Source organism: Pinibacter soli (genome assembly GCF_029961145.1).
In the GTDB taxonomy this organism is placed as follows: domain Bacteria; phylum Bacteroidota; class Bacteroidia; order Chitinophagales; family Chitinophagaceae; genus Pinibacter; species Pinibacter soli.
Map to the genome: position 1 here is coordinate 1,792,016 of NZ_JASBRG010000007.1, position 22,995 is coordinate 1,815,010.

Consider the following 22,995-nt stretch of genomic DNA (forward strand, 5'->3'; position numbering starts at 1 on the left):
AATGCCGCATTCAAAAACGAATGCGGCATTATTAATTATTCTTTATTAATTATTAATTTTTCTTCAACAATATTTTCGCATTATAGAACCCTTGCGCTGATTTAGTAAACGCTGTTATTTTTGTCCAGTCAGACGCGGGATAAAAGTTGTTGATGTAATATTTCGTTGTATGTATTACGAGATTTTTTCCTTCTACTTTGGCTGTTGAAACAAAGGCACCGGCGGCGTTCTCGATTTTGATGTTGAAATTTTCTACACCTTCAACAGAGTAACCATCGGGAATCGCGAACTCGATGTCATTAGAAAAAGTTCTTGGATAAGCCATGTAAATGTCCCTTGTTCTTTTCAACTGATCATCTTTAATTTCCAATTGTTTTTCTATCACTTTTCCAAGTTCAATGATTGTATTCGGGCCTGCTTTTTTGGTCAGATTTTCAATGGTAAAAGATTCCGAATATTCAGTCGTTGGCTGCGTTTCCCACATGCCTATGCTTTTTAAGTTGAGTTTAAAGTTGGAGATCTTTACGTCCATTTCAGATTCAATCTCGTCCTTTATCCTTTTGTCTCTTTCGTTGTAATCGGTTGTAAGGCGCTGCTCGTATTTGTCTTTTTCTTTGTTGTATTCTTTTATGATGCCGCCCATCAATCGAGATCTCTCCACCTGGTATTTAGGCAAATCATACGCTTTAAGATAATCATAGTTTGTAACCACCAATCCCTGATGATATTCTTTTGTGTGACCCTTCGCCACAACGTCTCTTTGAATGTTGATTTTAGTTTTATCAGCATCATCCAAAGAAACTTTTATTTGCATGTTGGTGATATTTTGCTCCTTTGAAGATGTACCAACCGTGTCAAGATTATCGATTGTATTTTTCACAGCAGCGTTAGTTCCTTCATATTGATAACCTGTTTCATCTGCAATAGAAAATGGCGTTGGCCTTGTGATATAAATTTTGGGCGTTGTATTTACACGAATCACCATATCACAAGACGAGAGATTCACGAGATTTGGGAATGGCCCATAGCTGCGCGAAGGCGCCAGCATAAGATCGTGGCTGATCTTGTATTTATTAAGGCATTGACTCATTACCAGGAAAAACTCCATTGGCAAATTGTCCAGTCGCAATGGATTTCCCTGCTGAATTCCAAAATAGGCTTTTAGGTAAAGTGGGTTGCGGAGAAGGTTATACAATTCGTACGTGATCTTTTTTTGATCAGTTTCACCTTTGAAATTTCCTTTCATGTAATCAACAACAACGCCGATGTCAATGCCGGGAAATCTGCTGATATCGTTCAAGGTATTTACAGCCAACGTTTTTGCATCGGGAGATACCTGCCTGGCTTTAATGCGGTACCTGAAGTTCGGCGCAGTTCTGTAATCATAGTCCCACAAAAGGTCGGGAGATTTTTCACGCATATTATCTTCCAGTGTATACACCACACATCCATCGCCAAACGATCGCTGGAACTCCGGAGCACCGTTGAAGCTTTTATAAGTAAGCTCCAGTTTATCGTACAGATTAAAACGCAGTGTTTGTTTTATTACCGGATATTTCATTTCCAATAATTCTTCATCGCTTAAAGAAGAACTGTTCTCATCTTTCAGTGCTGCGAAATAATCGATAATGTCACCTGGCTCAAGATTCGGAATAGGAATCTTCAATTCTTTGCCGCTACCTGCATCATCTTTCACAGCATCTTTCAGATCAATTTCTTTTTCGCCTCCGTTTGCTTTGATTACTTTGATGCCGAGAATTCTGTATCGAAGGGTCTTCCCGAATAAATTTGTTTTAACGGTGTTGTTATTGAACGACAACTCGGAAAACTCCTTAACCGCTGCTTTATCCTGCAGCTTTATTCGGTAGTGCGAATTAAACGTTTCCTTGTAACCAGCCTTTGCGGTTTCCCATGAATGCTCACGCAAAACTGCTATCAATACAGCAGATTCATTCTTCCACTTTTCCGGCACTTTGGTTACTTTAAACTCAGCAGGTGCCTCGTCCCACATTTGTTCCTTTACTTTTTTTTCGGTTTGGGAAAAAAGAGCATAGCTTAACATCACGCTACAACCTAACGTAAGCAATACATTCTTCATAGAGTTACTTTTTAAGGACTATTTGGTTATCATAAGATTTAGTGAGTTCTTTAACAGCGTTGTTCCATTTAGCAAAATTCTTTTTCTGAATTACCCCTTCGGGTATGTTCAGTTCTTTTGTGTAAATCACTTTATCACCTTCTTGTTTATACTGAACACTAAAAGAAAATTCCGGTTCTTTAATGTTGATGTTATCAGGAAGTGTTGCCGCTTTGTAACCCTGTGGAATGGTTAATACTACTATTATTTTCTCGTGAATTCTTTCTTTAAAATCAACATCGCTTTGCCGGTCATCTTTGATCACCCAGCTTTGAAAACTTTTTGAAGGATCAAGATCAATATAATATTCATTGTTAAAAGAACTTACAGCACCTGGATAAGAGTAGTTGCAATCAAATGTAAGCATCCCTTCTCTTTGATCAAGATCGGGCAGCTTCAGATTGGTGATTTTGATCTTGTCATTGCCATCGGAAGCGAAACTGCTCACCCATTCCGATTTATCGTCGTTCTTTGTGTAATGATATTGATAAAGGAAATTCTTTTTTGATTCTCCTTTTAAAGTCACGGTACATTTTCCTTCAAGCGCTTCGCCGTTAATGGTTGCAGTAATATTTCTTACATCTGCATCTTCGTCAGCAACCGGAATTTTTTCAACGATAAATTTATTTCCATCTTCAATCATTGCAGGACGCCCCTGTATGCGCAAAGCGTTTTCTCCAAACGGAACATATTTCTCTGTTCCATCGAGGAAATATTCTTTTCCTTTCAGGAACAAAGTGCAAATCATGTGATTGTTGGCAGCAAGTGTAGGGATTGATTCATACATAATATGTCGTGTGCCTATCCATGTTAGCCTTGCATCATAACCTGCAGCTTTGAGCATCTCCCTGGTTAAATTTGCCATGCCTTTACAATCACCATATTTCTTTTCAAATACATGTTGCGCCTCATCCGGTTTGAACGCAGCCACACCATCTTCAAAAGCGATGTAACGAATGTTGTCCTGCACCCAATAGTAAATGGCCTTTACTTTTTCTTCGTCCGTTTTTTTATCTTTTACAAGCTGATTAACGGTTGACTGAAGCGCTTGCCTGTCGGGCTGCAGCTGACTTGCAAGTCCGCTGTACCAACTATACAGATCGGCATTTGAAGACAGTATCATCATTTGCTTTCCCGAAACATTGGCAGACTTTGGAAGTATGAGCAAATGCGGATAAGTATATTGCATACCGCGTTCCGCCCGCTCCGTTTTCATTCCCGTCAACTTTTTAGCAGTGTATTCAATAATCCTGTCGCTGCCATCAGCTGTTTCAGACTTTTTTATGGAATAGCCTTCGAAATTGAATTCTTTAATCTCTATATCCAGCTCCCGGGGTATAATTAGCTTTATCTTTTTTTCCGCAGTTGGATATGAAGACGGGAAAAAAATGGTGCTCAAATATTTTGCATCGTAAATCTTCTTTTCAAAATGCGAATGCCATACCTCTCCCACTTCTTTTAACCTTAGCTGATGACCGCAGAATTTGCTATCATCGAAAAATAATCCATCGCTGGTATAAGTGCCACAAACTTTTTTATCATCCGGCGCTTTTTGATGCAGGTTGCTTTCCGCGTAGAACTTTTCAATTTTTGAGTTACCGTCATAAACCTGCAGAATGTTTATTCCATCATTGTATCGCAATGACAGCAAATCTTCATCGCCGGTTATCTCCACTTTTGCTCCTACTTTACTGTCTTTTGAAAATTCATAGGTTGTGGCTGTGCCAATGACATATACTTTATCCTCTTTGAATTGTTGTTGCAGGTCTTTTGCCATTTTGGGGTAATCCTGGCAAAAAGCTATAAGTGGCAAACAGCTTAGGGAAAGAATAGCTGTTTTCTTTAAAGCGGTATTCAGTAAGTTCACTGGTTCTAAAGGTTTACGATGTTCGAAAATTGATCTGCTATTTAACGCATTTAATCACTTACTGTTGTGCAACAATATACAGGCGGGAATATTTAGTTCTTCGTCGTGAAAAACGATCAATTTCGGCGAGTAAGGGTCATTGCAGTCAAGGCTTTGGTTAAACAGCTTTTAGTATGGCAAAATAAAATGTATTGGCTATTAAAACAATAATGCCGGTTACTATTTGAACATTATTAAATAATTAAAGCGTAACTCTATGAATCCTTTAATGATAAAAAAAGCCGCAAAATATTTTGCGGCCCATTTAAATAAGATCATATTTTTTATGCGATCAGCATAGCTTTTTCTTCTTCCCATTTTTGTCTGCCATAGCCTGGAACAATATGCTTTTCGCTATGGTAACTTGAGCGAACCAACGGACCGCTTTCTACATAGTCAATGCCCAGTCCGTAGCCTATTTCCCTGTACTCTTTAAATTCATCGGGGTGCACAAAGCGCTGAACAGGCAAATGCTTTTTAGTTGGTTGCAAATATTGACCAATTGTAATAACATCTACATTGCTTGCCGCAAGATCTTTTATTGTTTGGATAACTTCTTCTTTTGTTTCGCCCAGACCAAGCATGATGCCGCTTTTGGTACGCATGCTTCCTTCTTTCAAGGTACGCAACACTTCCATACTGCGCCAGTATTTAGCCTGTATGCGCACTTTCCGCGTGAGACGTTCAACCGTTTCGATGTTGTGGGAAACCACTTCGGGAGCGGCGTCTATAATGCGTTGAATGTTTTCTGTTTCTCCTTTAAAATCCGGGATCAAAGTTTCCAACGTTGTATCCGGATTCAATAATTTCACTGCTTTAATGGTATTGTACCAAATGATAGAACCACCATCCTTTACCTCGTCTCTGTCAACGGAAGTAATAACGGCATGCTTCACTTTCATGAGGTGAATTGCTTCTGCCACTCGCTGTGGTTCGTCCCAATCAATTGGATCCGGGCGTCCGGTGGCAACAGCACAGAATCCGCAGCTGCGGGTGCAAACGTTACCCAAAATCATAAAGGTTGCCGTTCCTTCCCCCCAGCACTCTCCCATGTTAGGGCAGTTTCCGCTTTCGCAAATTGTATGAAGTTTGTGGGTATCAACAAGGCCGCGTACGTGTTTGTAGCTTTCTCCTGTAGGAAGTTTTACGCGCAGCCAATTGGGCTTTTTAATCTTAGATTCAGTTTCAACTATATTTGAGACAATAGGTAATTCCTGCATAGCTTTTCCTTTTTCCATGATCTCCCGATCTGCGATCGGGACTATTTAATTCAATTTCAATGACTTAATGCAACAAACAATCGATAAATGGGAAATTTACCCTTGAACCAAAGGCAAATTCATTTTGCAAAAGTACGTTACTTACGCCTTCCAAACAGTATTGTTAAATAAGCGTTGAAAAAGAACTTTTTTTCCTTTACCGCCAGCATCTGTTCGATATCAGTGAAATAATATTCTGCGTTTACGCCGGCTTCGATTGCGGCTATAGTGGGATTGAATTTCGCGTAGTCAAATCTCAATGCGGCTTTGGCATGTAACCCCGGAGCAAATTTCGTTTTTCCCCAACCTTTAAAAGGTCCTGAACTTCCCAGCACCACATTTTCATATACACCAGATGTATCTGTGTAAAAATCTTTGGATGGTACGCTCACTGTTTGCCTGGTAGAAGCATCTACAACGTCGAGATAATAAGGCTTCATCAATCCTACGGAAACACCACCCGCACCTATCGCAGTAACTGCAACACCATTTTTATTGCCTTTGCCTCCAATAAGATATTGCTGACCCATGCCTACTTTGAACTGATAAAAATTATTGATTTTGCCGTAGATCGCCTGGTTCAACTGTCCGAACGCATCAACACCAATAGACTGCTTTTCTTCCTTCGGATGCTTCTTCTCGTTAAACTCGAATTGCAAAAGGGTAGTTTTGCGTGGCGTTTTATATTTGCCTTTTTCAAAAGAAATCCCGTAACCATCGGTACATAGTTTTATTCCAAAGGCGCTATGTTTATTAAAAATAATTTCATCTTCTTCATGCAGTCGCGCCTTACTGTTTTCCTTTGCTTTCTTGCTTGCTTTAGCGCTTTGTTTTGCGGGTTGTGTCGGTTGGTTTTGCGCCATGGTACACAAGCATACTAACAAGCCCAGTGGTAGCAACAGTATTTTTTTCATCCGGTGAATTATTTTATGAGTTTTGAGTTATAAGTTTTGAGTTATAAGTTATACGCAGTGCCGTTTTTTTGACAAACCCATTTCATACTTATTACTTAATACTCATTACTTACAACTTACCTACAATCTCGCACAATATTTCCTTATAAAAAAATTATCGTAGCAAGATAAGTCTTAAGCGTTTATGTAGGTAAATTTAGGGCAAAAATTGATAATGACTGCATCTGTTATTTACGAGGGAAATTTGCGTTGCAAAGTAACCCATAACCAAAGTGGCACAGTAATAGAAACCGACGCTCCTACCGATAATAAGGGCAAAGGAGAACGTTTTTCGCCTACGGATACTGTTTGTGTGGCGCTGGCAACCTGTATAATTACGACAATAGGGATCAAAGCCAATGAAATGGGCATTGTGCTGGATGGCACTACCATTGACATTCAAAAATACATGCTGGCAGATCCGCGTCGCATCGGCAAAATAGATGTGACCTTGAAATTTCCTAAAACGCTGAATTTATCTGAAAAAGATATAACAATCCTGGAGAGAACGGGAAACAATTGCCCGGTAGCGAAGAGTTTGAGCGGGGAGCTTGAACAGAATATTGTGTATGAGTGGTAGTTGAAAGTTGAGAATAGAGAATGGAGAATAGAGAATTCTTTAGATGCAATTATGCATTTTTAACTCTCAACTCTCCACTCTCCATTTTCAACTAGAAATTATAGATAAGTTCTTCCGTCTGCGGCAACTTAATCACTAATTCCTTCTTATCATTCCACTCTACTCTTCCTACAATTTTAGCTTCCATGCCGAATGATGCGGCCATTTCTATCATGCTTTCTGCACTGGCGCCCGGGGTAAAGATTTCAAGACGGTGGCCCATGTTGAAAACCTGGTACATTTCACGGTTATCGCTATGCGAAGCTTCCTGGATGAGTTTGAAAATAAGCGGCGCTTCGAATAAATTATCCTTAATAATCCTGAAATTGTCAGGAAGATATTTCATGCATTTTGTTTGTCCTCCGCCACTACAATGGATCAGGCCGTGAACCGCTTCCAAATTTTCTGTCAGCAGCTTTTTAAGGAAAGGCGCATAGGTACGAGTAGGGCTTAACAACAAATGCCCGATGTCCATTTTACCAAAACCTTCCACTTCTATCTCGTCGGTCATTCTGTGTGGCCCGATGTACACAACACTTTCATCCAGCATTGTGTCATAGGATTCAGGGAAACGTGCACCATATGTTTTATGTAAAGAATCATGACGTGCACTTGTCAAACCATTACTTCCCAAACCACTGTTGTATGCTGTTTCGAAGTTCGCTTTACCAAAACTTGCAACGCCTACGATTACGTCACCAGCTTGAATTTTATCGTTGGTAACCAGTTTATCTTTTGGCCAGCGTGCAGTCATGGTACCATTTACAGCGATTGTTCTTACCACATCTCCAACATCTGCAGTTTCGCCGCCAAGGTAATGGATGTTCACTCCGTAGTTTTTCATTTCGTCGAAAAACTCTTGTGTACCGTTAATGATGGTTTCCAGCACTTCACCGGGAATGATGCGTTTATTTCTATCAATCGTAGAAGAAAAAAGAAGGTTATCGTGAATACCCACGCAAAGCAGGTCGTCAATATTCATCACGATCGCATCCTGTGCGATACCTTTCCACACAGACAAATCGCCTGTTTCTTTCCAATACAAGTACGCAAGAATGCTCTTGGTACCGGCGCCATCCGCGTGCATAAGGTTCACCCAGTTGGCATCGTTACCCAAAAAATCCGGATAAATTTTACAAAAAGCATTGGCATACAAACCCTTATCTAACTTTTCTGTTGCTTTGTGTACTTCTTCTTTTTGGGCAGATACGCCGCGCTGATTGTATAAAGACATGAATTCGATTTGAGCGGCAAAACTAGTTTTTTTTCAATGGAAAATTGAAAATTGAAAGTTGAAAATGAGAGAGAACGCAGATTTTCATTATTGTCATGATTTGCGGTGATTAATTGCAAATGAAAATGGCAGCCTTTGGAGGACTGCCATCAACTTATTGAACATTTTCAATTTTCAATTACTTCGCCACTTTCAATCGGTTGCTCTGCTTAAGCCTGAAAACCATACTCATTACGAAGCCGATGATCATGACGAACGTTCCGATCCACAGTATGTTGATGTGCGGGAACTCATACACTTTCAGTGCTACAAACGGTACCATGCGGGTTGATTCTTTTACTTCCAGTTCTATTTTACCCCCTTCCAGGATTCTGCCAAAACCTATTGCAAGGTTTTGTGCAAATACGGTATCAAGTGTATAATTAGCCTGGTTGTTTTTTACGTAAAATGCAGGGCGGGCCTTGTATTGACGGCCATCTTTCGAAAACACAGTTATGTCTGCCATCACAGCCGTATCACCGGAAGTGAATTTGTATTTATCGTTGTTGGGATTTGGAACAACTTTATTCACTACAAAGAAACCATTGGAGTAAAACACAGTATCACTAACGTTTACAGGATACTTTCTAAACGATGTTGTGTCCTTCTCGCTATCCATATCATCTGCGTAGCTGATGTATGTGAAGATGTCTTTTCCAAAGTAATGTTTAGAATCCGGGTTGTTAGAAAATCCTTGCTGCCCCTTTGTATTGCGGATCAGGTTTGGATAAAGATTGAATTCCTCGTTACTTTTCTTATCCTTAAAGTTTACTTTGAAGTACATCACAGTTCCGTGACGGCTTGTGGAGTCGTTGCTCTCGTACGTCGCCATGTATTTGCCCATGTCTGTTGGTAACCCTTTGACCAATGTGAGATTCTCCAAAGATTTTTCTTTCGACTTAGGGTCAAATGCCAAATTGATACCTGTTGTATTGATGGACAAAACTTTCCTATTGGAAGAAGCGATTATAATACCAACCAGCATCAGGCCGAAACCGATATGCGCAACTGAAGCACCCGCTGCTTTTACTTTTCCATGCAACCCGCTCCAGATATAACTCATGTTTGCAACTATTGCATATAAAGCTGCAAACAATGCAACGTGAATAGAACCTAAAAATCCGATGCCCTGTTTGTTATATTCTATGCCGCTGAAAATGCTGATGCAAAGTGAAAGCACTGCCGCTATCAAAGTAGGAACGGCAATCTTTTTCAAAATTGTACCACGCGGAGTGTCTTTGTATTTGAGATATTGGGTAATGGCTGTCAACACACCAATCACAATGGCAACAAAAACCTGGATCTTGTTGAATGCAAACTCAGGGTCCTCGGGCATTGCAGTTGTTTTGCCGGTAATCTTATTATAGATAGGCGTGAATGATGTTTGCCATGTAATTACCATTGCTGATAAAAACAGGACCAGCGCACCAATAAACATCCAAAACTCACGGGAATAGGAACTTTCCTCTTTTGCAACGTGCGGAATCTTTGTATAATTTCTTGCCATCAGATAAATCGCAGGCACAAAGAACACCACAATAAATAACATCAGTTGGAGGTTCATTCCAGAGTCGGTGAATGCATGCACGGAGCTGTCTCCCAATACGCCACTCCTTGTTAGGAACGTAGAGTATAGAACCAATACAAAACTTAGAATATAGAAAATGTAAGTAGCTCTGAGAGAGTGTCCGGTAGCATTGAAGATAACGTGGGTATGCAAACCTGCTATCATTACCAGCCATGGTACAAGCGAAGCATTCTCCACAGGATCCCAGGCCCAGAAACCACCAAATGTCAGTGATTCATATGCCCAGGCCGCACCCATCATGATACCGGTTCCCAAAATAACACCGGAGAACAAGGTCCATGGCAATGCGATTTTTGTCCAACCGCTGTAATCTTTTTTCCAGAGACCCGCAATGACAAATGCAAACGGAACGATCGTAGATGCGAAACCAAGGAACAAAATCGGCGGGTGAATTACCATCCAATAGTTTTGTAGCAACTGGTTCAGGCCTTGCCCATCTTTCATTTGAGGAATGCTCAAATAATCTGCACGCTGAAAGATTGGCGCATCCTGAAAGTGCTGGCGCACTAGTAAGAATGGATTGCTGCCGATTTTTGCGTCTCCCAGATAAATACCGATGATCATTGTGGCGAGGCAGACCTGCGCAAAACTGATCACTGTCATTACAGGAGCTTCCCATTTACCACCTTTGGAAATAAGTATCAATCCAATTATAGAATGCCAGATGGCCCATAAAAGGAAACTTCCCTCCTGTCCTTCCCAGATACAACTCAGGAGATAGTTAACACTTAGCGACGTGCTACTATGGTTCCATGCATAGAAATATTCAAATGAATGAGAGGAAACGATATAATATATGACGATGAAGGTTCCGAATACAGAACCGGCTTCAATGAAAAAGCTAACACGCGCCAGTTTTCTCCAACTGTTATGCTCCTCGGGTATGAGTGCATTAGAAGCTTTTAAGTATGCAATAGCTGCAACCAAAGAAGCGATCAAGGAAAGCACAACAAAAAAGTGCCCAAGCTGACCGGGCAACAAATTTTCACCAATGTATTGCATGTAATTGCGGATTAATTAGAAGTAAGATTTTTCTTCGCGGCGTTAGGATCATCTTTATATTTCGAAGGACATTTCATTACAATTTCGCTGCATTCAAATTGTCCGCTTTGCATTTTACCCTTTAAAACCAATCGTTCACTCTTCTCGAAATCAGTTGGCTTAGAGTTATGATAAACTACTTTGGCGCTTCCCCCTAGTGAATCCAATACGGTGAAGGTCATGTAATTAGGATTTTTAACTGGGTCGTACTGCACCGGCTGTTTCAAATCCAATTTTGCTATAAGATGTACGAACTTGCCTTCTTTTTGATTAGCTGATGCGATTGTGTCATAGGTCGTCAAATCTCCCATATAACTAACCAAAACAGCGATTGCTACGGCAATTAGAATGAGGATGATAATGTGAGTTTTTTTCATGAGCGCCAATTTCGTCCGCAAAATTAGTTCAAAAAGCCATGTGTTAACGTTTAGTTTGAAAGTTGATGCTTTTTTTAACGATTTTCTGCTATAGTAGTCAATGTCAACATTTTTCACCTGTGTAAATAAGTGAATAATCAACAAGCTACGGATGATAAATGTTAAAATAAAATTGAACCAAATCATGTATAGAAATTTAAAATATTTTTATTTTCATTATAAAACATTGACTATTAGAAGCATTAGGGTTGACTGTTGCAAGCCAATGTATGAAAAATACGATTTATTCATTTTGGCACTTAGTAAGACTACTGTAACTTGCGCAGCATTTTAATAAAATCATGACAGACCTTTCAAACTTTGATCCCAACAGTCCGGGCAACCCCAATAATAATATTTTCGGACTTCCCTTTACGGAAGATGATGCCCAGCTTGTTATTTTACCCATTCCGTGGGAGGTAACGGTAAGCTGCGCAGCGGGCACTGCAAGATCATCTGAACATGTTTTCAAGGCCAGCCTGCAGGTCGACCTTTTTGATTTCGATTATAAGGACATGTGGAAGAAAGGCATCTACATGCGCCCAATGGATAAAAAAATCCTGATCAAAAGTGATTATCTGAGAAAAGAAGCTGAACTGTACATAGATTATATTACCAAGGGCGGTATTGTGGAAAAAAACAGCTTTATGTGCAAGTCACTTAAAGATATTAACGAGGGGGGGATTTTTCTAAATGACTGGGTTTATCAGCACACAAAACAATTGCTTGATAAAAATAAACTGGTTGGCTTGCTAGGCGGAGATCACAGCACTCCTCTCGGCTTTTTTAAAGCCATTGCTGAGAAACATGGCGATTTCGGAATGCTGCAAATTGATGCGCATTGCGATCTGCGCAAATCTTATGAAGGCTTCAAATATTCTCATGCCAGCGTAATGTACAATGCGTTGACAGAAATTCCTGAGATAACAAAACTGGTTCAGCTGGGTGTTAGAGACTTCTGCGACGAAGAGTGGGACTATGTTTGCAACAGCAACTATCGCATTGTTACATATTTAGACAAAGACATTAAAGAGCGCTTATACGAGGGGCAAACATGGAAACAAATTGTTGATGAACTGATCCATCATTTGCCTCAACAGATTTTTATTAGCTTTGACATTGATGGTCTCGATCCAAAACTTTGTCCTAACACCGGCACTCCGGTTCAGGGTGGTTTTGAGACAGAACAAATATTCTACCTGATTAAAAAAATCAAAGAAAGCGGACGCAAAATAATCGGCTTTGACCTTAATGAAATAGGCGTTGGAGAATACGAATGGGATTCCAATGTTGGAGCACGTGTTTTGTACAAGCTTTGCAACGTTTTATTGGCAAGCAACTAACGAAAACAGCAAGCACTTGGCACATTTAGACGTGTTGCGTTAAGCGTTAGGCGTTAGGCATTCAGCGTTAAGCATAAAGCATTAAACTCTTTTCAATGTCAATAGACACACAAAATAGTAGCGGCGAAGTATTTCCTTACGTTGTAATTCTAAAAAGTGATAATGCCCGTTATGCTAATCTTACGGGATTATTTGTCAGCTTGATTTCCATCTTTTTCTTTGTCCTTAGTTATTTTATCGTTCCAGATAGAAACATTGCCTGGCTTATTGGTGCAGCGGCTGTTGCTTCTGTAATTGTGTGGAACCTGGTACAACAGAAAAGACAAAAAAAGGCCTGGTTCAAACCTGGTTTTATTTTGGCTGCGATTACATGGGTCAGCATGCCTTACCTGCATTGGATGGCTATTTTGTTGGTGGCGATGTTCTTCCTGGAACACCAGGCTAAAAGACCACAGGAAATAGGTTTTAGTGAAGACAGAATTGTTATAAACTCACTATTCAATAAAATCTATTACTGGCAAGATCTTAGCAACGTTGTTTTAAAAGATAATCTTCTTACACTCGATTTTCATAACAACCATTTCATTCAAAAAGAAGTGCTCGACGACGACGATCCGGAAGCAGATGAGGACGAGTTTAATGAGTTTTGTAGAGTGCAGTTGGCAAGAAATAATTGAAAATTGAAAGGTGAAAATTGAAAATGCGAAAGGTGGAACATAGTTTAAAATACCCGACCTTTCGCATTTTCAATTTTGATCGTTAAGTCTATGACTTAGCACTTCGTTTTCAACTTTCAATTTTCAATTAACTAAAACTTTATGGAATTTTAGCAAAAGCGTATCTTAATAGGAAACTACCCTCTTATGAACGCTCTTGCTATTGATATCATTCATCCGGAGTTCGAAACACTCAAAAAAACAGGCCGCGGATTTCACCTTTTTGCGGCGTTGCTCATTATTATAAATGCGGTAACGCTTTATAACAAATTAGGAGGCAATGCCATTTTTCTCTGGTGCCAGATCATTATTGCAGCCGATATTTTACTGCTTTTATTTACTTGCCGCAATCTTGCGCAGGATCTTCCGAAAATCAATCTCATTTTCCGCATAATTGAATGCATTATTTTTATGGGAGTAGCTACGCTCCTTCTTCTTGACGGAAAATGGTTTTTAGGGGCGTCTTCGCTCGCTATCGGCATTGCATACTGCTACATTTCTTATTGTGAGAAGAAAGCGGCTGAAACAGAACGACTTGCATTTCATCATTCGGGCGTCGCTATTTCAGGTATTCCTGAAGGAAAATTCTTTTTATGGTCGCAAATAGACCGCATAAATGCGCGATACGACAGCATTTCAATAGAAACCTCGTTTAACAAAACCCTTGTTTTTTCGTTAAGACATAAACTTGAATTCGAAGAACTGGAACAAATTCACGAATTTTGCCGCTATTATTTAGGACAACAGGTCAACGGCTGATAATGCTGATGGATCAAACAAATAGAACAATGTGACGATAGTTGCGATTGGTCCATATTGTTTGACCAATCAGCATGAGTTAGCGGTTGCCATTAATTATTTAAAACAGATTATGTCGCAGTTGCAATCGTCGCCTTACATTTTATACAGTGATGGAAAGGGAAATATTTTTGAAGACACTTCTTTGTACGTTGTAGGAAGAAGCGGTTGGGATGCATTTGCCGTTCCTGTGGAAGAGTGGATCGAATTACCGGAGGGAGGAAATTTATACGAACTTCCGGGGCGTCGCGGTATTGGTATAGATGTAAAAACGGGCGAAATGCGTCTTTGCGAAAAAGGCTGGGCTGTTGCTGCATTTATTCCGCCGGCACATACTGGTCTTTATATCGCTGCATACGAAACGATGCCGGACGCGCCCACACTGCCGCTGTTTTGTTATACAGCTGCAGGCTGGCACAACGAAAAATTCTATGTTCCTGCAGTAAGAATTGAAAAAGACATTCGCCAGGAATGTGCCGGTTACGATCAGGGAAAAATCGAGTATGGAGTGGAGCATATTATGAAGGCTTATCCTCACAACAGATTGATCAAACATCTTGCGGAAAATTGTTGTCAAACTTATCATTGCCCTGCTGCCAGAAATTTCTTCCTGAGCAGATGGGAATGCCCCGTGCCGTCCTCTCCTGCTTGTAATGCGAATTGCATTGGCTGTATTTCTTTCCAACCTGAAGATGAAACAATCGTTTCCACGCAGGACCGACTAACATTCAAACCTACTGCAGAAGAGATTGTAGAATTTACCGTCCCACATTTGCAAACAGCTCCTTATCCATTGATCAGCTTTGGACAGGGATGTGAAGGCGAACCTTTATTGATGTGGGAAACCATTCGTGAATCAATTATTGAAATCAGAAAACATACGGAACGCGGAAGCATTAACATTAACACAAACGGATCTAAACCTAATGCGGTAAGAGCGTTATGTGAAGCAGGTCTGAATAGTATTCGCGTAAGTACAAACTCCGCGAGAGAACATATCTACACACCATACTACCGCCCTAATAACTACAAGTTTGAAGATATTATTGAGAGCCTGAAAGTAGTGCGCAGTTTTGGTGGCTGGACGTCCATCAATTACTTTGTTTTTCCCGGCATGACCGACAGTGTGGAAGAATATGAAGCGCTCCGCAAACTTATCATCGATACTGATCTCAGTATGATCCAGTGGCGCAATTTCAACATTGACCCTGATTGGTACATGGGTAAGATCGGAGTTCATGAAACAGGTGAAATACTGGGCGTAAAACAGCTAATGGAGCTGATTCACGAAGAATTTCCTAAAGTAAAATTCGGCTACTTTAATCCTTCAATGGAAAGAATTAAAGGAAATTATGAAGCTGATTTTGCACATTAACAAATAACTGAATATTGAATAACTGAGTACTTAGGGTTTGAACAGCGCTTTCGAAGCTCAAATACTCTTTTGTTTACCCATAAAAAAGCCAGATCGAGTCAGATCTGGCTTTCTTTTTAATTTGATTAACTAAAGGAATCAAGCTCTTGAATTCCGTCCTTTAGTTATTCAATTATTAAAAAAGCCCGCATCACTGCGGGCCTTGCACAATCTAATCCATATCAGTAACTATCTAACTTATTTTACTTTTGCTTTGAGTTCGTTTACTTCTTTCAGCAGTTGCTCAAGCATTTTTTGTTGATCATCAACTTTTTTAGTTAACGCTTCATTTTCTTTTTTCAATTCCTTGATTGCTACCAAAGCAACACCGGCAGGATCTAATGAACTGATGTGCTTATCATCAGTACCTAAGCTAAATGCAGCAAAGAAATCTTGCGCCATTGGCCCGATGTGGTATTCATTTGTTCCTTTATATTTCCATTTTGTAACATCAAGTGCCATGATCTTAGCAAGCACTTCTGCACCGTTTACTTTAGAAAAGCTTTCTTTCAGATTTCTATCAGAAGCGTTTGTCCATACACCACCTGTTGTCAGGTAAGCGCCGTTACCGTTAGTATTGCCGTTGCCTACAACGAGAGCTCTCGAATTACTGTAAGCACCATTATTTAAAAGAACAGCATTTGTCCCGTTTCCGATAACAACTGTATTATCGCTGCCAACTATGGCTCCATTACCTAATGCCATGCCATTTGTCACATTATTAGAAGTAGTCGCTCCATTTCCAACTACAGTGACATTTGTAACGTTGTTAGAAGCAGCTGCTCCATTTCCAAGTACAGTGACATTTGTAGCATTGTTAGATGCGGATGCTCCATAACCAATCAAAGTGGCAGTTGAAACGTTGTTAGAAACAGATGTTCCATAACCAATTACAGTAGAGTTTGAAGCAGAGCCATTAACACTAGCACCGTTACCAATTGCAATAGCGTTATTACCTCCTGCAGAGGCGTTGATGCCTGCAGCAATAGAACCAGAACCTGCCGCAGAAGCTCCAAAACCCAGTGCAGTTGCCTGGTAAGCAGTTGCTTGGGAATTTGCTCCAAAAGCAGAACCACTTTGTACAGTAGCTGTTGAATTAGCTCCTATTGCTGTTGTTTGATATTGGCTTGCCGATGCAGCTGCGCCCACAGTTGTTCCTTGTTGGCTGGGGGACACTGCTCTATAACCTATTGCAATAGATTGATAGCCGGCGATTGCGGATAGACCCACCGCAGATCCATCCATTGCGGCGTAGGTATTTACACCTAAAGCGACTCCTTCTTGTTCGGTTAAAGCATTGTATCCAACAGCGGTTGAACTTAAAACAGCTAGCGCATTACCGCCGATAGCAGTTCCTTGGGAATTTGCAACTCTCGAACCGGCGCCAATGGCTGTTGCATATGTACCGCTCCAAGTAGCAACGGAAGCTCCGCTTCCCAAAGATACAGCATAACCGTTCGCTGAATTACCAATAAATCCGGATTGGGTGTTATTTACCTTAAACACTAAAGAATTGTCGTCTGTTGTTCCTAAAAAATTTGTTGATGATGATGTTCCTGCATTGCCTGTCAAGCTCCAACCGGTTGGAGTTGTTGTCGTTGCAAAGGAACTCATACCAACTTTTTTTACAATACCGTTGCTGATAGTTAGTACACTGTCATTCGTTGTTGTCGTGCCTGCCTGCACACCATACAATGCCAGCGGGTTAGCCGCCCCGCCAACAACTGTAAGCTTGTAACCGGGCGCTATCGTGCCTATCCCGACGTTACCGGTATTCGATATACGCAATCTTTCAAAATTATTTGTTCTGAAAGCGAGATCTAGGTTATCTGTAGTTCCTACAAAATCTGTATTGATATTGGTTCCGCTATTGCCTTTCAACAACCAGCCGCTGCCGTTGCCGAAAGCGACCCATCTTGGACTAGCTGAGGTACCAACGTTCATCTCAAGACTATCTACTGTTGTCACGTAGATCAAAAGACCTTTTGCGGGAGATGCAATCGCATCTCTTTGTGTTGAGGTCATGCGCGGTAATAAAAAGCCTTTTTTTGCCGTTGCGTTCACACTTACGTCAAGCATGGCACTTGCATCAGCAGTGGCATTATTGTCATTAATGGCGATGCCTGTTTGTGCATGGGCCTTTCCGACAGATAGTGCAGAGGCTAATACACATGCATAGTAAAACGACTTCCTCATACGGTGGTATTGTTTGGGTTAGATTATGTGTTTTAAATAGATGTTGGATTACAGAACGTTCACCATTATCGTTTGAACGTTTCCGTTTGCTTTGTTTATTATTGATATAAAATATACACCTGCGGCCAAACCTTTTCTACCAATTGAAATCTTCTCTAACACCCCGCTAACACTAACACTTTGCTGAGAAATAGCGCGGCCACTATTATCCAATACACTTACTACATAATTACCCGGCGCATTTTTAAAGTGTACTGCTATATCTGTTAATGCAGGATTTGGATAGATAGAAATCAATCTGCGGGCGTCATTGGTCAATTTCACAGACACTACATTACTGTAAGAAATTTTTCCATCTAAATCCACTTCGCGAATGCGATATAAGATATTTTCTGCGATAGCATTTATGTTGTTGTCTACAGCTGCATAGTTTCTTGAAGAGGTGCTGTTTCCTGTGGCATTTACTTTTGCGACGCCTGAATAATTAATACCATCCACACTTTTTTCCACAATAAAATAATTGCTGTTTACTTCTGTAAGTGTCTGCCAGTTAAGTGTCACACTGTTATTATTGCTAAGCGAAGCTGTAAGTTTTAAACCCGTTACAAGAAGTGGACTAATTATCGAACTCACAGTTATGGGATAGTATGGATAAAATTTGTTATCGTAGCTAACAACCTGAACTGCGTTATATGCATATGGACCTGTTCCGGTTGTTGCCGACAGAGCGTTTTGAGGGAACCATGTTCTGTCATGATTTCTATCAATGCCCGCAGCGGCATGATTAAAATTTACATCCTCATTTACAGCGTTCCATTCTGCCTTTGCCAGAAATCCGTCTGATAAAACTGTTACAGGTGTTTCTTTATTTACAATCCATGTTTTCTTAACGAAAGCAGTGCTTAGATTATATACCTTCAAACCAATAGGATCTCCATTGACCATATTATTATAGCCATAATAAATATCATCCATAACTCGCACGGCAAAGTTGTCAGCAGTTCCACTATATGCCAAAGACAACGGGGTGTAGCTGCTTAAGTTGGCTGCTGTGCCCACCGGAAAAAGCGCGTAACCGCCAATGTTGCTACGTTTGAGTAAGCCGTGAGCGGTGGTAACAAAGAACCGGCTAATACTATTGTTATTGACAAATGGTGTAGCTGATGTGTTAGCCAGCCAATAGTTGCCTTCACTGATTTCTGTGGCACCATTGTTGAACGTGTGTAAGCCCAACACTTTTGCGTTAGATTCAATTCGAATACCGGAACTGTTGTTCTGATTAACGTTACCGAATACAGTATTATAAATGGAAGTATTAAAAACATTGCTACAACCGCCGCCGGCGAGACAAGTGATTTTTTGTTGAGATGTGCCGATGAAAGAGAAGTTGTTACCCGCGGTGGAATTTATGTTACCATCGGTTCTTATATCGCCGGCTATGACGCTATAAGAACTGTTTCCTCCTACATAGTAGGCGCCTGAGCCTATCATTAATGATGCGTCTTGTGCATGGGCGCTTACAAAATGCAGCAACAGGGCCAGACCACTTACGAGGTAAGTTTTGGTATTGGTTTTCATTTTGGTATTTGGTTCGTGGGTCAATCAGAATAAAATACTAAGGGTTTTTCATTAGCTGCCCTTACTATTTTTTCTTTAGACCATAAAACGTAGAATCTACAACGGAATTGTGCCGGGCAAAAAATATTTTTCGCTAATATTTAACTCAATTTCAAAACTTTTGCGCTGATCAGGATCAATCCGTGGCAAGAAAATTGAAGTAATATAGTAAAACTACTATGTTCAGCTCATTTTTGTTGATTGCACTTTTTGCGGCAATTCCATATGGCACCAAGACTAACGTAGTTATACATACGCAGTATGAATACGCCAAAGAAATGCGCATAACTACTGACTCTTCACTGAATGGAGCCTGGTATCTGATTCCTGTGCTTGCTTCAGACACTGCGGCCGGCAAGCTTCCTTTTCTCGTCATTAACCTTAAGAAAAAACAATTTAGCGGCAACGATGGATGCAATGATATCTCGGGCACATTTGCAACCGCCGAAGACAAGCTCAGTTTCAGCGATAATATAAAAGGCACCAAAATCGAATGTAAGGGTTACGACGAGAAAGCTTTTCTACACAATTTCCTTCTGACAAGTAATTATAAAATTGAAGGCAGCACACTGAGCCTGATGAACGGAAAAACTGTTCTTTCCAAATGGAGCCGGAAGAATATGAGCCAGGTTTTGCAGAAGGAAACGATGTAAATTAATTAAGAATTAAAAATTAAAAATTAAGAATTAAGAATTCCTTACCGGCAATTATGCCTTATTACTCTTGAGCATGAAACCAATGTGAAGAAAATAATACCAGTGGCACAAAGCATTCTTAATTCTTAATTCTTAATTGTTTATCTGCTTATCAAATTAATTGGCAACACAAAATCCCACCTGTTATGACCTGTTCCGCCAAATTTATCATCATCTAACAGATAACTATAGCGAATACCGAAACTTACCGGTAACTGATTCCACCATTTTGTATCAAAGAAAATCTCTGTTCCTGTGCTTCTGAAATTTTGATCAAATTTTGAGCGATTACTATAGAAGTCCTGCGCATTTGTGTAGTCAAAAAACAAATTGGCCCGAACACGCTGAAAGTAAACAATGCTTGCAAAACCCCAATCAGGATAGAACAATGGCAAATGATAGTTGACTCCCCATTTATACATCCGGTATAAATTCTCCGCCTGGTAACCTCTGGAAAAAGGAAAGCCATTGGAAAAAGTAAACGGATGACGCAACGTATCGTGCCCCTGGAACGCAAGGTTGATTACAAAGCTGTGATTGATGAAAAGGCCCGGCCAGTACAGATTCGCAGACGCAAGAAATTGATTGGCTGTATATTTCTGTATCGCTGTTTTGTAATTGAGCGTCAGCGTTTGTGCAAATCGCGGATAGATATTCTGCCTCGCACTTTGTATTTGATTTGAAAAACTGATCGTGTTATTCAAATATCCATAGTCAATTGTTCCGATTGAATCTTTGTAGCTTCCCTGAAAATACGAGCTGTTGTAATTGTAAAAACTTCCTATGCTAAGTCTTGTAATATTTCTTCCTCTACTTAAATTCAGCGGCACACTTAACCCTGCGCTTGCTTCCAATTCGTTCCAATAAATACGGTGATATTTGCCGAGGCCATTTCTGTCAAACGTATAAGCCACCCCAGCCGATAGATAGGGAAACAAGTCTCCGTAAATGGCATTAAACCCAATTTTCTTATACTTCTCGTTCCGGTTATAGTCAACATATATCTCCGATTGAAAGGTATTCAGCACATTTTCTCCGAATAATGAATAGTAATAATCAGGATCTTCGAAAGCGGGACGCCAACTGTGAAAATTAAAGAGCTTATATCCTTTTGAATATTTGTTTTCCGGGTAACTGCTATCTCCCACTTTATCCAGCAGATCGCTTGTTTGTTTATTGCTCAGGGCATTAACGCCAAAATCATATCTATTCGGTGCATTAAAATCATCTACACTTACCCATGTGACACTTGTCGTAGATGTTTCTTTCAACCGCATCCCTACAGCGGAGAAGTTTGCCCATGCCATTTTGCCGTTACCGGAAACCAATTGATAGTTGCCTGTAACGCCTTTCAATAAGGGACTTTGAAGCTTGTAAAGCTTCGCGTCGGGAAGCACAAGTGCAAACAACTCGTCTTTGTCTTTCGCAGAAGCACTGAAGAAAACAGTATCGCCAGTTATTTGCGGGAACCCTATAATGTGCCACGAAAAAGGAATTAATACTTTGTGCTGGTTGTTGTCAGTGTTGATCATCATCAGAGACATCTCACCCTTACTATCTCTCACAGCAGCAATAACCTCATTGTTTTTGTAAAACTTTGGATAGGTATAAAACAGTTTATCTTTATTTGGAATTCTTTTTAAAACGTTTCCAGAATCGGCACTGAGGATGTGCAATTCATTTCTTTGATCAGGAAACACAGCAACGGCAACTATTTGCGAGCCTCCTTCATTTATGTCCGGAGAGAAATATTTTGATCGATGCGTTACTGTGCGCTGGGCACCTGTGTTTATATCGAGCAACTTAATTTCATTGTAATCCCTGTAACCCCAACGCACATCGGACCTATAGGCTGTGTATACTAGTTTATTATTGCGAATTGAATAATAATTGTCCAGCGAAATATCTCTCACCCTCAATTTCTTTTCAACACCATTATTATTGATCACAAAACGTGGTATCTGTTTGTAGCTGCTGCTCATATACAACAACCTTCCGTCCGGTAAATAATTAGGAAACTCCTGATCGCCGAGAAAATGCTCTGTTGTAGAAATGCTTGCACCATTTGTCAGTTGCCGCTGCATGAACGAAATCGCATCATTCCTGAAAACTTCATAAGATGTTGATGAATATTTTTTTACCGCTAATTGAAATGGATAGAACACACCCTTAAACGATGCGGCATCGTGTGTAACATTTTTCCAGAAATCATCTCCGTATTTTTCTCTGCCATACGCCGTAAGCATGTAGCCAAGTGCATAATGATCCGGCACAAAATCGCGGAAAGAACCGTTCCTTAATTTCATCCACGAATAATTCTTTTGCTCCTGCCATAGCGAACGGTAAGCATTGAAAAAGTACGGTAGTCTTCCCCTGCCCTGAAGGCTCGTTTGTGTTTCATTAAACACGGCGTCGCCCTCCCAGAACCAGTTTGGCACTACGAGGCTATTCGCAAGTTCCTGTCCCTGCTGGCCAAATAAAATGCGGAAGACCTTCGACAATCCGACATTAAAATTGTTGTATTGCTCCACGTGTCTGAATTCATGTATCGCCAACTGATCCACCCATGGCAAGCTTCCCAGCTCAAAACTATTTTGCGAAGGTGTCATATAAAACTCGCTTCGATATGGCCCAAGCTGAACAAAGGCGTTTGAAATCAAAGATTGATTTTGCAAAACAATACTCACTGGCTTATATCGGTCGCCTATTGTTTTCGCAATTGATGGCTGAAAACAAGCCACAACATTTGCCACACGTTGCGCGACGCTGTCGAGACCTACCGGATAAATAACACGGGCAGTTTTATTATTTACCTGCCGCCACTGCATTGAAGAAGGATTGCCACCAAAAACCTGGGCCAGAAGGTTATTTGCAATCAACAAGAGTAGAACGGCGTTCAATATGAGAATCTTCTTAAATTTCTTGGGACGAACAGTAGAACAGTGAGCGACCTTTGTTGCGTCCGCCGAAGGCGGATCAACAGTAGTAATGCTATTCATCGATGTGTTATAATTCTTTGTCAAC

Annotated in this window: 16 protein-coding genes; 6 read left to right on the forward strand and 10 right to left on the reverse strand. The window is 40.4% G+C overall.

Translation table 11 applies throughout. The features are described 5' to 3' along the window. Positions 1-52 precede the first annotated feature (52 nt). The 4 genes from QJ048_RS17685 to QJ048_RS17700 form a co-directional block, all read right to left on the reverse strand. The gene (locus QJ048_RS17685) at positions 53-2,098 is read right to left on the reverse strand and encodes a DUF3857 domain-containing protein (protein WP_282335734.1); all 2,046 of its coding nucleotides are present in this window, start codon (positions 2,096-2,098) and stop codon (positions 53-55) included. A 4-nt stretch (positions 2,099-2,102) separates the two neighbouring features. Continuing rightward, positions 2,103-4,004 (reverse strand): transglutaminase domain-containing protein, encoded by a 1,902-nt coding sequence (locus QJ048_RS17690; protein WP_282335735.1) that lies wholly within the window; start codon positions 4,002-4,004, stop codon positions 2,103-2,105. A gap of 323 nt (positions 4,005-4,327) precedes the next feature. Further along, on the reverse strand, positions 4,328-5,281 hold the full coding sequence (gene lipA, locus QJ048_RS17695) for a lipoyl synthase (RefSeq protein WP_282335736.1): 954 nt from the start codon (positions 5,279-5,281) through the stop codon (positions 4,328-4,330). A gap of 119 nt (positions 5,282-5,400) precedes the next feature. Then, positions 5,401-6,216 carry a hypothetical protein gene (locus QJ048_RS17700; protein ID WP_282335737.1) on the reverse strand — a complete coding sequence of 272 codons (816 nt, stop codon included), beginning with the start codon at positions 6,214-6,216 and terminating at the stop codon, positions 5,401-5,403. 214 nt (positions 6,217-6,430) lie between these two features. On the opposite strand from QJ048_RS17700, the gene QJ048_RS17705 reads away from it, so the two are divergent. Then, a complete protein-coding gene (locus QJ048_RS17705; protein ID WP_282335738.1) occupies positions 6,431-6,835 on the forward strand; it encodes an OsmC family protein in 405 nt (134 codons plus the stop codon). A 91-nt stretch (positions 6,836-6,926) separates the two neighbouring features. On the opposite strand, the gene QJ048_RS17710 is transcribed toward QJ048_RS17705, so the two are convergent. The 3 genes from QJ048_RS17710 to QJ048_RS17720 all read right to left on the reverse strand — a co-directional run bounded on the left by QJ048_RS17710 (position 6,927) and on the right by QJ048_RS17720 (position 11,153). Beyond that, positions 6,927-8,108, reverse strand: coding sequence for an AIR synthase related protein (locus QJ048_RS17710; protein ID WP_282335739.1), 1,182 nt, complete (start codon positions 8,106-8,108; stop codon positions 6,927-6,929). 178 nt (positions 8,109-8,286) lie between these two features. Further along, entirely contained in the window at positions 8,287-10,737 is a 2,451-nt protein-coding gene (gene ccsA / locus QJ048_RS17715; RefSeq protein ID WP_282335740.1) for a cytochrome c biogenesis protein CcsA, read from the reverse strand. Between the two features lie 11 nt (positions 10,738-10,748). Further along, positions 10,749-11,153, reverse strand: a complete 405-nt coding sequence (locus QJ048_RS17720) for a cytochrome c maturation protein CcmE domain-containing protein (protein WP_282335741.1) — start codon at positions 11,151-11,153, stop codon at positions 10,749-10,751. 341 nt (positions 11,154-11,494) lie between these two features. Here QJ048_RS17720 and QJ048_RS17725 point away from each other — a divergent pair, with 341 nt between their 5' ends. The 4 genes from QJ048_RS17725 (at position 11,495) to QJ048_RS17740 (ending at position 15,424) form a co-directional block, all read left to right on the forward strand. Continuing rightward, on the forward strand, positions 11,495-12,535 hold the full coding sequence (locus tag QJ048_RS17725; RefSeq protein WP_282335742.1) for an agmatinase family protein: 1,041 nt from the start codon (positions 11,495-11,497) through the stop codon (positions 12,533-12,535). 95 nt (positions 12,536-12,630) lie between these two features. Continuing rightward, positions 12,631-13,212, forward strand: a complete 582-nt coding sequence (locus QJ048_RS17730; protein WP_282335743.1) for a hypothetical protein — start codon at positions 12,631-12,633, stop codon at positions 13,210-13,212. Positions 13,213-13,398: 186 nt separating this feature from the next. Further along, a complete protein-coding gene (locus tag QJ048_RS17735; protein WP_282335744.1) occupies positions 13,399-14,010 on the forward strand; it encodes a hypothetical protein in 612 nt (203 codons plus the stop codon). A 112-nt stretch (positions 14,011-14,122) separates the two neighbouring features. Next, positions 14,123-15,424, forward strand: a complete 1,302-nt coding sequence (locus tag QJ048_RS17740; RefSeq protein WP_282335745.1) for a radical SAM family protein — start codon at positions 14,123-14,125, stop codon at positions 15,422-15,424. A gap of 237 nt (positions 15,425-15,661) precedes the next feature. Here QJ048_RS17740 and QJ048_RS17745 read toward each other — a convergent pair whose 3' ends face one another. Both QJ048_RS17745 and QJ048_RS17750 read right to left on the reverse strand, forming a co-directional pair. After that, a complete protein-coding gene (locus tag QJ048_RS17745; protein ID WP_282335746.1) occupies positions 15,662-17,659 on the reverse strand; it encodes a tail fiber domain-containing protein in 1,998 nt (665 codons plus the stop codon). Between the two features lie 48 nt (positions 17,660-17,707). Then, entirely contained in the window at positions 17,708-19,237 is a 1,530-nt protein-coding gene (locus QJ048_RS17750) for a T9SS type A sorting domain-containing protein (RefSeq protein WP_282335747.1), read from the reverse strand. Between the two features lie 218 nt (positions 19,238-19,455). On the opposite strand from QJ048_RS17750, the gene QJ048_RS17755 reads away from it, so the two are divergent. Beyond that, complete coding sequence (locus tag QJ048_RS17755) at positions 19,456-19,929, forward strand: META domain-containing protein (RefSeq protein WP_282335748.1); 474 nt, start codon at positions 19,456-19,458, stop codon at positions 19,927-19,929. Positions 19,930-20,072: 143 nt separating this feature from the next. On the opposite strand, the gene QJ048_RS17760 is transcribed toward QJ048_RS17755, so the two are convergent. Beyond that, entirely contained in the window at positions 20,073-22,994 is a 2,922-nt protein-coding gene (locus QJ048_RS17760) for a TolB family protein (protein WP_282335749.1), read from the reverse strand. Position 22,995: the final 1 nt, after the last annotated feature.

Coding starts and splice junctions, on each gene's coding strand:
- QJ048_RS17735 (WP_282335744.1), top strand. CDS start 13,399: ATGAACGCTCTTGCTATTGATATCATTCATCCGGAGTTCGAAACACTC.
- ccsA (WP_282335740.1), bottom strand. CDS start 10,737: ATGCAATACATTGGTGAAAATTTGTTGCCCGGTCAGCTTGGGCACTTT.
- QJ048_RS17710 (WP_282335739.1), bottom strand. CDS start 8,108: ATGTCTTTATACAATCAGCGCGGCGTATCTGCCCAAAAAGAAGAAGTA.
- QJ048_RS17700 (WP_282335737.1), bottom strand. CDS start 6,216: ATGAAAAAAATACTGTTGCTACCACTGGGCTTGTTAGTATGCTTGTGT.
- QJ048_RS17745 (WP_282335746.1), bottom strand. CDS start 17,659: ATGAGGAAGTCGTTTTACTATGCATGTGTATTAGCCTCTGCACTATCT.
- QJ048_RS17755 (WP_282335748.1), top strand. CDS start 19,456: ATGTTCAGCTCATTTTTGTTGATTGCACTTTTTGCGGCAATTCCATAT.
- lipA (WP_282335736.1), bottom strand. CDS start 5,281: ATGGAAAAAGGAAAAGCTATGCAGGAATTACCTATTGTCTCAAATATA.
- QJ048_RS17720 (WP_282335741.1), bottom strand. CDS start 11,153: ATGAAAAAAACTCACATTATCATCCTCATTCTAATTGCCGTAGCAATC.
- QJ048_RS17685 (WP_282335734.1), bottom strand. CDS start 2,098: ATGAAGAATGTATTGCTTACGTTAGGTTGTAGCGTGATGTTAAGCTAT.
- QJ048_RS17730 (WP_282335743.1), top strand. CDS start 12,631: ATGTCAATAGACACACAAAATAGTAGCGGCGAAGTATTTCCTTACGTT.
- QJ048_RS17750 (WP_282335747.1), bottom strand. CDS start 19,237: ATGAAAACCAATACCAAAACTTACCTCGTAAGTGGTCTGGCCCTGTTG.
- QJ048_RS17705 (WP_282335738.1), top strand. CDS start 6,431: ATGACTGCATCTGTTATTTACGAGGGAAATTTGCGTTGCAAAGTAACC.
- QJ048_RS17725 (WP_282335742.1), top strand. CDS start 11,495: ATGACAGACCTTTCAAACTTTGATCCCAACAGTCCGGGCAACCCCAAT.
- QJ048_RS17740 (WP_282335745.1), top strand. CDS start 14,123: ATGTCGCAGTTGCAATCGTCGCCTTACATTTTATACAGTGATGGAAAG.